9 protein-coding genes are annotated in these 13,626 nt (G+C 40.6%); 5 read left to right on the forward strand and 4 right to left on the reverse strand.

What is annotated here, in order from left to right:
* Positions 1-157: 157 nt before the first annotated feature.
* The 4 genes from ACMHKH_RS11380 to ACMHKH_RS11395 all read right to left on the reverse strand — a co-directional run bounded on the left by ACMHKH_RS11380 (position 158) and on the right by ACMHKH_RS11395 (position 5,147).
* Complete coding sequence (locus ACMHKH_RS11380; RefSeq protein WP_413520756.1) at positions 158-748, reverse strand: recombinase family protein; 591 nt, start codon at positions 746-748, stop codon at positions 158-160.
* Between the two features lie 427 nt (positions 749-1,175).
* Positions 1,176-2,969 (reverse strand): CocE/NonD family hydrolase, encoded by a 1,794-nt coding sequence (locus tag ACMHKH_RS11385; protein ID WP_413520757.1) that lies wholly within the window; start codon positions 2,967-2,969, stop codon positions 1,176-1,178.
* 34 nt (positions 2,970-3,003) lie between these two features.
* Complete coding sequence (locus tag ACMHKH_RS11390) at positions 3,004-4,407, reverse strand: YfcC family protein (protein ID WP_413520758.1); 1,404 nt, start codon at positions 4,405-4,407, stop codon at positions 3,004-3,006.
* Positions 4,408-4,436: 29 nt separating this feature from the next.
* The gene (locus ACMHKH_RS11395; protein ID WP_413520759.1) at positions 4,437-5,147 is read right to left on the reverse strand and encodes an IclR family transcriptional regulator; all 711 of its coding nucleotides are present in this window, start codon (positions 5,145-5,147) and stop codon (positions 4,437-4,439) included.
* A gap of 1,018 nt (positions 5,148-6,165) precedes the next feature.
* Between ACMHKH_RS11395 and ACMHKH_RS11400 the strand changes: the two genes are divergently transcribed.
* The 5 genes from ACMHKH_RS11400 (at position 6,166) to ACMHKH_RS11420 (ending at position 13,602) form a co-directional block, all read left to right on the forward strand.
* The gene (locus ACMHKH_RS11400; RefSeq protein WP_413520760.1) at positions 6,166-7,335 is read left to right on the forward strand and encodes a siderophore-interacting protein; all 1,170 of its coding nucleotides are present in this window, start codon (positions 6,166-6,168) and stop codon (positions 7,333-7,335) included.
* A gap of 91 nt (positions 7,336-7,426) precedes the next feature.
* Positions 7,427-8,188: an ABC transporter ATP-binding protein gene (locus ACMHKH_RS11405; RefSeq protein ID WP_413520765.1), complete on the forward strand. Its 762-nt coding sequence runs from the start codon at positions 7,427-7,429 to the stop codon at positions 8,186-8,188.
* Positions 8,185-9,141, forward strand: coding sequence for an ABC transporter substrate-binding protein (locus ACMHKH_RS11410; RefSeq protein WP_413520761.1), 957 nt, complete (start codon positions 8,185-8,187; stop codon positions 9,139-9,141). The genes ACMHKH_RS11405 and ACMHKH_RS11410 overlap by 4 nt, the downstream gene beginning before the upstream one ends.
* Positions 9,141-11,111, forward strand: coding sequence for a Fe(3+)-hydroxamate ABC transporter permease FhuB (gene fhuB / locus ACMHKH_RS11415; protein ID WP_413520766.1), 1,971 nt, complete (start codon positions 9,141-9,143; stop codon positions 11,109-11,111). The genes ACMHKH_RS11410 and fhuB overlap by 1 nt, the downstream gene beginning before the upstream one ends.
* A gap of 202 nt (positions 11,112-11,313) precedes the next feature.
* Positions 11,314-13,602: a TonB-dependent receptor gene (locus ACMHKH_RS11420; protein WP_413520762.1), complete on the forward strand. Its 2,289-nt coding sequence runs from the start codon at positions 11,314-11,316 to the stop codon at positions 13,600-13,602.
* Positions 13,603-13,626 lie beyond the last annotated feature (24 nt).

The raw sequence follows: 13,626 nt of genomic DNA on the forward strand, positions 1-13,626 counted from the left end.
ACTAAGACTATCTTATTCACTCAAACCATTGGTGCTACTAGCCTAAATATCTAAGGGTTCATTTTGAATAAGGATGAGTGGTCACGAAGTGCAGTATTTTCCAAAATATAGTAATGATCATAAAAATGATAGGCTAATATTTAAAATACCTCAGCTATTAGCCCTGCTTTAACACTCGATAAATGGTAGCCACTCCAACACCAACCGCCTTAGCGATTTCCTCTTTTGTCATATTGTTTTGACTGTCTAATTCTCTAATACGATTGTGTTTCGTTGTATTAGGCTTCTTACCAGTGGGCTTATAGCCACTGTTAGCCAATCCCTGTTTAATACGCTCTCTACGCTTATCGTTATCAAGCTTTGCCATTGTTGCTAACAAATCGATCAGCATATCGTTAATTACTCTTAGTATGTCGCCTGTCATACCCTCGCTAACTGTATGTGTCGTTGGTAGATCTGCCACCACCAAGCGTAAGCCCTTGTCTTTTATACGCTGCTTTAGAATCGCAAAGTCATCTTGAGATAGCCTGCTTAATCTATCCACGCTTTCAACCAATAAGATATCACCTTGCTCAGCATCATTGAGTAGCTTAGCTAATGCAGGTCTATCAAGCTTTGTGCCACTAAAATGCTCAATATATTCAGCATAGCTATCATCATAGCTTTTGCTAAAGGTAATCAAGTCAGACAAGTCTCTCTTAGCGTCTTGATCCTTAGTGCTGGCTCTCACATAAATACGAACAGTCATAACGCCACCTCTATTACTTAGACTTAATAATTAATGTTCATTGATAATATCAAGATATTACTATCATTTAATAATACAAACAAGTCTAATGATAGATAGGTTATCGTTTAGAGGATTTATGTTTTGAGTATAGTCTAATGTTGTCACCGTCTTAATTCTCCAAGATAGTCGCCGCGTGCTTCATGGTGTACCTGCAATACATATTTTAGTCGTATTGGGTACACTATACTGGCTTCGAGCTGATCATATTAACTGATATGATTTACGACAAAGTAGTTGAGCGATAACTAGAGTATGGCGAGAGCCATTCCGTGATTTTATGTATATACTTAATCTAAAGGAAAGTTACACAGACTTTGGAATAGGCTCTCGTGGAGGTTCATTCCCTTTTGTATTTATATAAGCTCTATCAAAATATCATCTACAATTATTGAGTAACATATCTCTTTACTTGTAAACAAATTTGTGTGGCTTTATCCCCTCCAACAAAAATTCTATTTTCAGCGATGCGTTTAACACGGGCTTGACCTTCTGGCTCACCACTATTAGGGTTACAGTCAAAGTGCGGGAAATTACTACCTGCAATATCCAGACGAATACGATGCCCTTTTTTAAATAAATTTGCAGTAGCAAAAGGTTTTACAGTCAAGCAAACTGGCTCACCCGTCATTAATTCTGGATTTTCCCAGCTGTTGCGATAACGAGCACGCATAATACCGTCAGTCAAGTTCATCGAGAACCCCTCAGGATAATCGTTACTTGGAGGATAAACATCTAATAATTTGACAGTAATATCGCAATCAGGGGCATTAGACACCAACCAGACTTTAACTTCTATTTCACCTGCTACTAAGATATCGTTCTCAAGTGGCTCGCTTTGAAAGCAAAGAATATCTTGTCGTGCAGATAAAGGTTGGTTAGTACCATCAGTGCCAAAAAAATCTGAACGTTCTCGCTGATCAAATGCACCACCTATATAAACTGGTTTACCCGAAGTTATGGATCCGCCAATCGTTGGTACGGGATGATTAGGATTAGCAATCAAGCGTAGCTCAGCAGATGAAGGTATATTATCAATAAGCTGCATATTTTTAGAGCAGTACCATATTTCTGGCTTTGTTCCACTAGGTGGCCACTGATTATCATTTAACCAAAAACCACCATGATCCAAACGACCTTCTGTATTTTTATTACCAGACCCACCACCCATGACGAATATCTTAACAGACGACTGTTTAGCCTGTTGCTCACCAAGTAAATGACGTTTAAACCATTGTACTCGGTAGTCTAACCACGTCGGAGCTACATTCCCATCAAAAAAGGCACTCTTACCGAAATGCACATCTCCGCTGTGGGCAATATTTCTATCACCGTGCAGCCAAGGCCCCATGATGAGTTCTTGTTCAGCTGTTTTTTCGCTATATAAGGCTTTATAGTTATCTAATGTAGAAGAAACATAAGCATCATACCAACTCGACATGCACAATACAGGGATATCAGGAATCTGATCGAAATATCCTAAGGCATAAATGCCTATCTTCTTCCAAAACTCATCGAAATTACCGTGCTGCCACTGCTCAAGTAGATAGTTTTCATATTCAGGAACACTGCTTACAGGTGAGTGACCTTTTAACCACGGTGTTTTAGCAAACCAATCATGAATATTTTGCGCTTGTAATGCTTCATTAATGATAGAACTAGCCTTTGCTTGTGGACTATTTTGGGCCTGTTTAAAGGCCCATGTTAATTGCTTAAGCTCGAAAGCGCCGCCTTGACGAATACCGCACTGATAGGCATTGTGGAATCCGCCTGAATCTAGCACCATAGTTTTTAAATACGGTGGATTCATACATGCTACTGCCAGTTGAGTATGTGCTGCATAGGATAGACCCATAGTTCCCACATCACCATTAAACCAAGGTTGTTCTCCTATCCAGACTAACGTATCGTAACCATCCTCCGCCTCATTTAAGTACTTAGTAAAAACCCCTTCTGATGCGTAACGTCCCCGACAATCCTGATAGATAACAATAATTCCAATATCATTAAATACTTGAGCTATTTCCGACCGATTTAATTCATGCCCGTCACGATTAATTTCAGAACGTGACTGTGCTGTTTTATCATAAGGGGTGCGTTCCAAAACAACAGGTAGCTTTTCTCCTAACGTCCAATTGTTTGGTAGATAAACATCAGTGGCTAACTGAACCCCGTCCCGCATAGCGACTTTTTGATTAAAAAGTAATTTTGACATATTAGTACCCTGTGGCAACGGCAACGGTTAGTAGACCAATTGCAGCGATAAACAACATAACAAAGCACGGAAAAACGTATTTTGCCCATTTTGTCCAACTCACTTCGGCTGTTGCTAAGAAAATTAATAATCCGCTAGAAGTTGGGGTGATAACATTAGTTAAGCCATTACCCATTAAGAATGCAAAAACGGTAGTCTGCGGTGAAACACCGACCATCTGACCAACAGGAACTAAGATAGGCATAGTGACTGCTGCCTGTCCAGAGGTACTAGGAATAGCGACATCTAATGCAAGTTGAGTAGCAAACATTGCATAAGCTGATGTATAGCTATTGCCACTTCCAATTAAGCCAACCAATGAATTAATAATAGTATCCATTATTTGGCCTTCTTTTAAGACAATAGACACTGCTGTCGCCAACCCAATTAAAACGGCGGCAATAAGTACTTTTTTCATTCCAGAAACAAAGGCATCTGCAGTTTCACTAGGGCCCATTCCTCCAAGGATAGCGAATACAATACTCAGAAATAGATAGTAAGTTGAAAGCTCCATTGCCTTCCAACTCCAAGTTTGAGATCCATAAACCATAAATACGACGCCTAAAGCCAAAGCTATAAGAATCGTTACATGGCGCAAAGACAGTTTCTTAGTATCAAAAGTGTATTGAATATTTCCTAAATCACGACTTTCACGACGAATATTCCACAATACAAAGGCAATGCAAATTGTCATCATTACAAAATATGTTGCGACTCGCATACTCATACCACTAAACACAGGTACACCAGCCAAAGGTTGCGCTATTGTTAATGCATAAGGATTAGTTAATGATGCTAAATAGCCAACTTTTACTGCTAATGCGACAATCGCTAACCCTGTCACTCGAGACAATTGTAATCGATCAGTCATTGCTACAATCATCGGTATAATGAGCAAATATTCTTTCGCCATTCCCATAAAAGTACTTCCTAAGGAAAAGATTATCATTAGTACAGGTACCAATAAATAAACATTTCCTTTAGTGATACTTAATGAGCGCTCCAGTCCTGCATCAATTACCCCAGTATGGCTCAAGACACCAAACATACCACCGATAAACATTACCATGAAAATCAAGTCGGCTTGTTCGACAATACCCTCAGGAACTGCTTTGAGCCCTTGAAGAAGGCTTACAGGCATAGCATTTTCTTCAGAACCTGTACCAACAAGGATATCTTTGGCTTCATAGGTTTTTTCTACGGTTTGATAAGTGTTAGGAACAACTAACTTGCCATCACGTTCAAAATGTCCAGAAGGTAAAATATAAGTTAGTGACATTGCAATTAATACAATGATTAACATGATGATTGTAGGGCTCGAGGAGCGTTTTTTCTTTTCAGGAGCTGGTTGAGTCAGAGTGGTCATAATAATCCTTTATTTTTATGTTCCCTGGTTTAAATTATTGCTGCACCGAAAGCCGTAGAAATCCGTTTGCCTGCTTCTTTTAGTGCTATTGTTAGTTGTGATTCGTACTCTGGGCTTAAACGCGACATTGGAATGCTCACGCTTAAGCTGGCTATACAATTTTGTTCATAGTCGAACAGGGGTACGGCTATAGCGCTAACGTCAGAGGACAGTTCTGAATAACTGTGAGCCACTTGCGTTTCTCTAAGTGACAATAGTTCGTCGTAAAGTTTTTGTTGCTCTTGAGTCCCTAGCTGCACTTCTTCTTCAGAAGCGTATGCCAATAAGATCTTCCCCGAAGCTCCCTTACCTAAAGGACGACAATTACCTATATCGCTGTGAACCTGCACACTTTGCTGACTCCGACGTGAATATATTTGCATCATTTCCATACCCTCACGCACACGAATTTGAATACTCTCGTCAAAGCTTTCTGCTAGATTTTCAATTACAGGTTCTGCAATCTTAAAAATATCAATTTGCTGTCTTGCTGCTTGCCCAATAATTAACGCTTGATGACCTAAACGGTAAGTGTGGTCAGGGTTTTGACAAACATATCCTGCTTGACACAATGTTGTTACCATTCTATACGTGCGTGATTTGTTGGTGTTAGATAGCCTCGCAAGTTCGCTTAATCCTAGATTAGGCCGAGCAGTAATCAACTTTAATAAATCAAGAGAAGCAGTTACACTGGCAATCATATTGGTTCATCCTGTAAACCGATGGTTTATTATTAGTAATTAGGTTATAACTATTCCATAACATTTTCAACAAAATATTATGAATAACTTATATTCTTTATTAAGGATTATTAAATATTTAATAAAATGATATGAGTGACATCTCAGTAAATAGTGCTTACACGCTATTTTTCAGAGAAAATTGCGATAGTATTTTTAATGATAGCCTATATAGGGTATACCTTAAAATTACCATTGAAAACTGCCTTATTCTATCCAGAGTCATTTTCATAACATATTATACGATTCAATGAAGTGGCTGTTTTTATATTCTCTCAGAGTGTTGAGTCTCCGACAATCCCGAGGCGGTTCAGTTTGGCAAAGCGGACTTCGTAGAGCGCTTAGATCATTGGTTTTTAACTTATGAAGACTATCTTGGTGAACGTAGCACCACTCAAGGATACTGATAAAACATAGTACACACACAAGCGTCTTAGAAGTGCTTATCATAGTCTGCAAACCAATAGTTATTGGCTATTCACTTATCGAGAATATGAGCATTTAGATATTCCAAACACCACACATTCTCTTCAAGATTTGTTCAGTGAATTAAAGCGACAATTACACAGTCATCATGGACTAAATGAACACCGTAAGTTACGGTTTATTAAGGACTTCCTAGCGTCAAAGTCACTCAAATAGCATGAATTATGTCCATTAGCGAATACCTTCTACTTTTTGTCATTAATTTTGTCCATTACACATAAAATCACAACTTCCTATTTATAAATACATTGACAGTCAACCGTATTAACGTAATAATAATTTAGATGTTAATAGTTATCAATAACATTTAGAATGTTTTCAATTTACGTTATCGATTGCTATATTATATTTCTTTGCTTGGTTAGCAATACTTATTGATTAAACCTCTGCTATTTTTATCTCTATTCTCCGCTACTTTATATTTTTAGATGCCTACTCCTTGACTGTTATGTGAATTAACCGTTATGTGATTTTTTGGCTTGGATGACAATTTATGGCTGAAACACTTACTCGTTATGATATCGATAAAACTCCATTAGCCTTTTCTGATAAATCCATGTTCATTCATCATCTTAATGAAGAACATCAAGATGAACTTGCGATGTTTATCAATGCCTTTACTCCTGCATCAGTCGGTGAGTACGATATAGTATCAATACAAGAATTATATCCTGACGGCCTTCTGTTAGAAGTTATCACGATGAATCGTTATCAAAATGACTTTAACGCATTAAAAGATAGTAAAGCTATTAGTAACAGCTTCGCTGAAAATATTTCTAGTTTTAAACATCAATACTTCATCAATTTTTTCGTGCCTATTAGCGATTCTGAGACACTACATGAACAGTATATATCGCTACTGCAGTCATCCGCTACTAAGCTTGGTAAGCGTACGATCAAACTTCATGAACAGCACTTTAGAGTGATTGATGGTTATTATGTCAGTCCTAATATGTATCGACTGGTGGTGACTGCTCCTGATAACATTCCACTCAATCATCCCGGCTACGCTTATTTATTTGAGTTAAATTCTGATGTTTTTTCTACCATAAATAATGAGTCGGAAAATAACGATAAGCCTTTACAGCGCTATTATACTCTGCGAAAAGCATGGCGAGATCCAATCAGCGCGTCAGTTCAAGCTTGGATAGATGTGTATGTCCATGGCGACACGCCAGGTGGTAATTGGGCCCGTTCTCTCGTCTGCGGTATGCCCATAAAAACAGTGCGCGACTATCCAGAGAAAGTAGAACACCTCACTGAAGGTCAATGCTTATTAATCTGCGACGAAACCTCTCTCCCTACAGTCGCCAATCTATTAGAAAACTGGCAGAATCCGTTGCCGCCCCTTGTCATTGCTATTACTGAAGAACCAGAAGACATCAGTTATTTACATACCCTTAATCTTTGTCAGCACTTAGGTCATGATGAGCATTTTCTAAAAGAAAATCTACTCCATATCATTAAGGCGCCAACAACCGATCTTTCTGAACAAATCATAAGCTTATTACATGCAAGGTTAACAACACTACCTCTTAAGATTGGCAAGGTTTGGGGCGCGCTTGAAGCAGCGGACATCAAATCACTAAGACAACAATTAAAAGCAATCCTTGGTTTATCACGCCAAGACATGGTTATAAAAGTCTATTGGCGTGCTCAATAACTGTCTCATTTTCATAAATAAATGAAAATCATTTGCATTAACTAGCTATCTTTCTTTAAAATACTTTATTTACTTTCGACTGCTCACTATGATGCACATCAATAATTTAAGCTTAATACGTCAAAAAAAAGTTTTGCTTCACTCCACTTCTTTTATTATCGAGCCAAATAAACTTTATGCGCTCATCGGGCATAATGGTTCGGGTAAATCCAGCCTTATAAAGGCTATGGCAGGAGAGATGGCACCCACGCAAGGTGGTATTGAAATAGAAAGTAAAGATTTGCGAAGCTTTTCTGCTAAAAGTCTGGCCACCCATCTTGCCTATTTACCGCAAAATCTACCTGATGCTGGTGCTTTTACGGTCTATGAGCTTGTGATGTTGGGCAGATACCCTCATCAAAAATGGCTGCAAAAACCTACGACCCATGATCATCAACAGGTAGAAAAAGCCATAGCACTGACTCAAGTTGATGCTTTTAGAAATCGCCAAGTATCTACATTATCTGGTGGTGAGCGCGCACGTGTATGGTTGGCCATGTGTCTTGCCCAGCAGACAAAGTATCTGTTATTAGATGAGCCACTAGCGGCACTGGATGTTGTCTATCAAATAGAAGTTTTAAAACTGATTCGTCAATTGGTTGACGAGCAAGGCCTAGGTGTTGTGATTATCCTGCATGACCTAAATCTAGCGGCAAGATTTTGTGATGAGTTTATTGCTTTAAAACAAGGTCAACTTTGCCATATGAATGATGTCAAAAACACCATGGAGAAAGAGGTGTTACGCTCAATATTTGGCGTGAACTTCACTCTATTAGACCACCCTATCACCAGCCATAAAGTAGCGGTTATATGAAAGCGTTCACTTTTCCGATTGGGCTCTGTGCGGCATTATGCTCAGGTTTATTGCTAAGTAGTTGCCAGTCATCTGACGCCACGCCTACTCCATTATCCAGCCTAAACAGTCAAACATCGCCTAAAGTAATGACGCCCGATTGGGGCATTGCGGCGACGCTGACTGCCATGGGATACCCACCAGTTGCTATGGGTGATAAACCCGTCTATAGAGAATGGGTCGGTAAGCCTCTTATACCCGATACGACTCTCGACGTAGGAACACGCTATCAACCCAACCCTGAAATGTTCTCTCAGCTAGACTTGGATTTGGTAATAGACAACGCTTTTTATGCGCACCTGCGTCCTATGTACGGCGATTTGCCTATCCACTCTATTGAATTGACCAGTCCTAACAAAATTGCAAAGTGGGAGGACTTTATAGAACCCACGTTAGAATTGGGCCGATCTATCAATAAGCCCCAAGCCGCGAAAGATTATTTAGACACCAGTAAGAAACAAATCATACAAGCGGGACAGACTTTTCATGCGCGTTATCCTCATATCAAAAAATTGGCTGTCGTACAATTTGCTGATACCAACAATTTGCGTATGTTTTCGTATAACAGTTTGTTTCAACCTGCTTTAGAGACGATGGGATTACAGCTAGTAGCGTTGGCAGAGGGCAATGAATGGGGGTTTACGCCCATTATGCTAGGAGACTTAGCGCAGCTTGATGACGATACTTGCCTTGTGGTCGTTGAACCTCTTAGTGACCTTCTCAAACTTGAATTAGAAGACAGCTTAGTGTGGCAGCGCCTAGGTTATTCCTTTGATCAAGAGCATCCATCTAACAAAAAAGGTCGCTGCGTCACCTTACTTCCTGCAACATGGAACAATAGTGGCGTGGCTTCTATGAATGTTTTAGCCGATCGTTTAATGAACGTCACTTTTGTAGGCAATACCGATTTATGATGATTAAAAATAATTTTTTGGCTGCTAACCGCATTTATCTTATAGTCGTTTTTTTAATCGTGCTGGTAGCAGTAAGCAGTTACGCGGTCGTACACCAGCTATGGCATCTAAATTTTTTAGAATTGTTTACACGATCATTTAAATTGTCACTTTCAGACATGAGTATCCAGCTACAAATCCTACCGACTATGTTGGTAGCCTCGACTGCTGGTGGTCTTTTAGGATTGGTCAGTGTTCTATTACAACAGCTGGTGAAAAATACGCTGGCCTCAGACACAACATTGGCTGTAGGTAGTGGCGCAAATATGGCACTGCTGATAGTGACTTTATTTCTGCCTAGTTTAGCGTTAGGAGGCAGTTTTTGGGTCGCTTTTATTGGCGCGCTCAGTAGTATGGCGATTGTATTCATTCTAGCCGCTCCTAGTCGCATGAATCCTTTGGTATTAGTACTCGGTGGACTGGTCACCAATATTCTATTGGGCGCTATTACCGCCTTATTACTGATCTACTATGCTGAAGAATCCTTAAACGTTATGGTGTGGGCGGCGGGTAGTCTCACTCAGAATAACTGGCAAGTATCTGTCATATTAATCATCGCTAGTGTGGTTGCTTTTTTTAGCTTACTCCCTTTATTAAAACCACTAGAAATAATGAGCTTAGACGATAGGCAAGCCAAAAGTTTGGGCGTACCTATCAATCTCATTCGTGGTTTGATAGTGGGATTAGTGGCTTTACTGACTGCTTTAGTCGTCAGTCGTGTGGGTCCTATTGGTTTTATTGGTTTGGGTGCTGCTACTCTTGTTAATATATTTTCGGTACGGCGTATTGGTTACCGCCTGCTGTTAGGTTATGTATTTGGAGCGCTTTTATTATGGATTACCAGTAATACCACGACGCTATTACAACATTCTCTGAACCTGAATATCCCTGCTGATGCGATGACGGCAATACTTGGTGCCCCATTGGTTATATGGTTGATCATGACCCAAAGTCGCCAACATACCGATGAGGTTATCCCAACCTTGGTTTCAGAACGCCGTGACACTAACCTAATTGGCTGGAGTGTGGCTTTAGTACTGCTAACAGCGGGCTTACTTGTCTTTACTGCCACTTCGAATGGTTGGCAACTTAGTACTCTAGGGCACTTAATTATTGACTTTAGATTACCTCGCACTTTAAGTGCTGCTGCCACTGGGGTGATGTTAGCCACTGCCGGCGTACTGCTACAAACTTTGACTCGCAATCCTATGGCCAGCCCTGAAGTATTGGGTATTAGCTCAGGTTCAGCAATAGGCGTGGTACTAGCATTTGTTTTCCTACCCAGCTTTGGCTACACAGGTATTATGTTATCAGGATTATTGGGCGCTTCTATCGTGCTCAGTTTGATCTTATGGCTTGCTCGTCGTATAAATCCGGCTTATTTATTATTAGTTGGTGTGGCCATTGCCGCATTGATGGGCGGTTTATTAAGTCTCGTAAAAATATCTGGCGATCAACGGCTACAAGCGGTTCTCAGCTGGCTATCAGGCTCGACTTATCTTGCTAGTCCAGAAACGGCATGGATTTTAGTAGGGTTGGCTTTTATACTCTTCCTATTAAGTTTGCTATTGATAAAGTCTTTAGAGATATTAAGCTTAGGTAGCAGCGTGGCTCGTGAGCTTGGGGTATCTTTGCGCTTATATCAAAGTTTGGTGCTAATTCTTGTAGCAGCACTCAGTACGGCTTCCACTTTGGCAGTAGGTCCACTGAGTTTCGTAGGGCTAATGATCCCTCACCTTGCGACCACCTTAGGCGCAGTACAACTCAAACGGCAAATTCAATTGTCCGCCATCTTAGGCGCAGGCTTAATGGTTATAGCGGACTGGATCGGGCGCTATCTCATATTTCCCTATGAGATACCTGCAGGCACCATTGCTGCTATTATTGGGGGGGCATATTTTCTATATTTGATGCGGCGTATTAAGGCTTAATCCGCTTAGATTGGTAAAAATACTAGCTAACTTTCAAACCATATTATAGGACTGAAATTCATTAATACTATGACAAACCCTTTAATGTTGATGGACAACCCTTTGTAGTCTCACAAATATATTTAGTATTAATGCAGCAATATATTGCAATGGAAATGATTATCATTATAATAAGCATTTAACTTGTGTGCTGGAAATATTGATGCAACTGTCTCGCTTATACTCCGCTTTATTTCACCTTAAACCATCGAGTTTTTCTCATCACCCCCTGTCATTAAAATCCGTATGTTACTCTTGTTTTTCTACCTCAGTCATCATACTAGGTGCAGGCCAAGCAGCATTGGCACAAACGGATTTAAGTGTCGACGCTCAATCTGATACTCCGAGCGTGGTGCTTGATACGATTGTGGTGACCAGTAGTGCTGACGCATCAGCGGATGGATTGCCAGATGCTTATGAAGGTGGTCAAGTCGCGACAGGAAGCCGTGTGGGAATTTTGGGCAATCAAGATATTATGGATACGCCGTTCTCTACCACATCATATACCAACGAATATATCGCCAACCAACAAGCCCAAAGTGTAGGCGACCTACTCAAAAAAGACCCAACAGTACGTGTGGCAAGAGGTTTTGGTAACTTTCAAGAAGCTTACTTTATGCGCGGCTTCATCACTACATCAGATGATACGATGTTTAATGGTTTATACGGTATATTGCCTAGACAGTATATTTCCACCGAACTATTCGAGCGTGTGGAAGTTCAACGCGGTGCTTCTGCCATGCTAAATGGTGCTGCGCCCAGTGGAGGCAATGCTGGTGGTACGATTAACCTATTACCCAAGCGCGCTAGTAATGATCCACTGCGTCAATTGACTTTGGGTTATGGTCAAGGTAATCAAGGTAAAGTGGCGGTAGACGTCAGTGATCGCTTCGGTACGGAGGATGCTTTTGGCGTTCGCTTTAATGCCGCTTATCAAGATGGTGATAGTGCCATCGATGATGAATCTTCAACATTAGGTTTAGCAGCGCTTGGGCTAGATTATAAAGGCGAGCAATACCGATTATCAGCAGATTTGGGCTGGCAAGATAACAAACTTAAAGAAACTCGCCCTAGTGTCAATCTTGGTGCTGTTTCTAGCATACCAAAAGCGCCAGACGGCTCAAAAAATTGGGCGCAGCCTTGGACGTATTCAGATGAAAAAGATGTCTTTGGTACCATTCGAGGAGAATATGATTTTAATGATAATCTCACCGCTTATGGCGCTTATGGCATGCGAAGTGGCGAGGAAGAAAATTCATTAGCCACCTTAACCGTCAATAATGCTGATGGTGCGGGCACGATTTATCGTTTTGATAATTCTAGAAAAGATTTGGTACAAAGTGCCGAACTTGGTCTACGTGGTAAATTACAAACGGGTGAAGTGGCTCATAATTTGGTACTGGCAGCAAACCTGTATGATCAAGAAGAAAAAGGTGCATTCGCGTTTGATTTTGGCAATCAACCTGCGACCAATTTGTACCGCCCTACCGACTACACTGAAGTCCCTTTTACAAGTACAGCCACCTTCGGTGGTAACTTAGACGATCCAAAATTAACCAACAAAAAGCAGTTTCAAAGCTTTGCACTAGCAGACACCATATCGCTGTTTGATGACAAACTCAAAACCACGTTAGGTGTGCGTCATCAAAATATAAAAACGACTAGCTATGATGCCAATACGCAGGCAGAAACTGGTCATTACGATAAAAGTGAGTGGACACCAAGTATCGGTATTGTCTATCAACCGAGCATGGACTGGTCGTTCTACGGTAACTATATCGAAAGCTTAGCACCAGGAAAAACAGTCCCTCAGACAAATAACAATGCCCCTGTCACCAATGCGGGTCAAGCTTTGGACCCTTACGTGAGCGAACAAACCGAAATTGGCGTGAAATATGACAACGGGCTTATTGGCAGTAGTTTATCTGTGTACCGCACTGATGCCGCTCGTGACTATATCGATGTTTCAAACACCTTTATATCTGTTGGTAAAAACCGTCACCAAGGCGTAGAACTGACCGTATTTGGTAGCCCTAGCGAAAATATACGCCTAAATGCTGGCGTGAGTTATTTAAGTGCCAAACAAAAAGACACCGGTAATGCGGCACTAGATGGTAATAAAGTCATCGGTCTTCCTACCTTACAAAGTAACGTTAATCTAGAATATGATGTTGCGGCACTTGAAGGATTCACCTTAACAGGTGACATCATTCATACAGGCCCACGTTATGCTGATAATGCCAACACCTTAAAAGTTGACGGTTATACGACGTTAGATCTTGGTGCTCGCTATAAAACTATGCTAGCAGGACAAAATGTCACTTTAAAAGGAATGGTAACCAATGTCACGGGCGAAGATTATTGGCAATCAGTCGGTGGCTATGCAGATGCTGGTTATTTAAATGCAGGCGAGCCTACTGCGTTAAAAGTATCAGCGACATTTGACTTTTAAGTTTGAACCCTAAGCCACGCTGAT

It is taken from the genome of Psychrobacter glacincola (assembly GCF_965118485.1).
Classification (GTDB): domain Bacteria; phylum Pseudomonadota; class Gammaproteobacteria; order Pseudomonadales; family Moraxellaceae; genus Psychrobacter; species Psychrobacter glacincola_D.

Excerpts from the sequence above, each read along its gene's own strand:
- ACMHKH_RS11380 (WP_413520756.1), bottom strand. The coding sequence starts at position 748 with ATGACTGTTCGTATTTATGTGAGAGCCAGCACTAAGGATCAAGACGCT.
- ACMHKH_RS11385 (WP_413520757.1), bottom strand. The coding sequence starts at position 2,969 with ATGCGGGACGGGGTTCAGTTAGCCACTGATGTTTATCTACCAAACAAT.
- ACMHKH_RS11390 (WP_413520758.1), bottom strand. The coding sequence starts at position 4,407 with ATGACCACTCTGACTCAACCAGCTCCTGAAAAGAAAAAACGCTCCTCG.
- ACMHKH_RS11395 (WP_413520759.1), bottom strand. The coding sequence starts at position 5,147 with ATGATTGCCAGTGTAACTGCTTCTCTTGATTTATTAAAGTTGATTACT.
- ACMHKH_RS11400 (WP_413520760.1), top strand. The coding sequence starts at position 6,166 with ATGGCTGAAACACTTACTCGTTATGATATCGATAAAACTCCATTAGCC.
- ACMHKH_RS11405 (WP_413520765.1), top strand. The coding sequence starts at position 7,427 with ATGCACATCAATAATTTAAGCTTAATACGTCAAAAAAAAGTTTTGCTT.
- ACMHKH_RS11410 (WP_413520761.1), top strand. The coding sequence starts at position 8,185 with ATGAAAGCGTTCACTTTTCCGATTGGGCTCTGTGCGGCATTATGCTCA.
- fhuB (WP_413520766.1), top strand. The coding sequence starts at position 9,141 with ATGATTAAAAATAATTTTTTGGCTGCTAACCGCATTTATCTTATAGTC.
- ACMHKH_RS11420 (WP_413520762.1), top strand. The coding sequence starts at position 11,314 with ATGCAACTGTCTCGCTTATACTCCGCTTTATTTCACCTTAAACCATCG.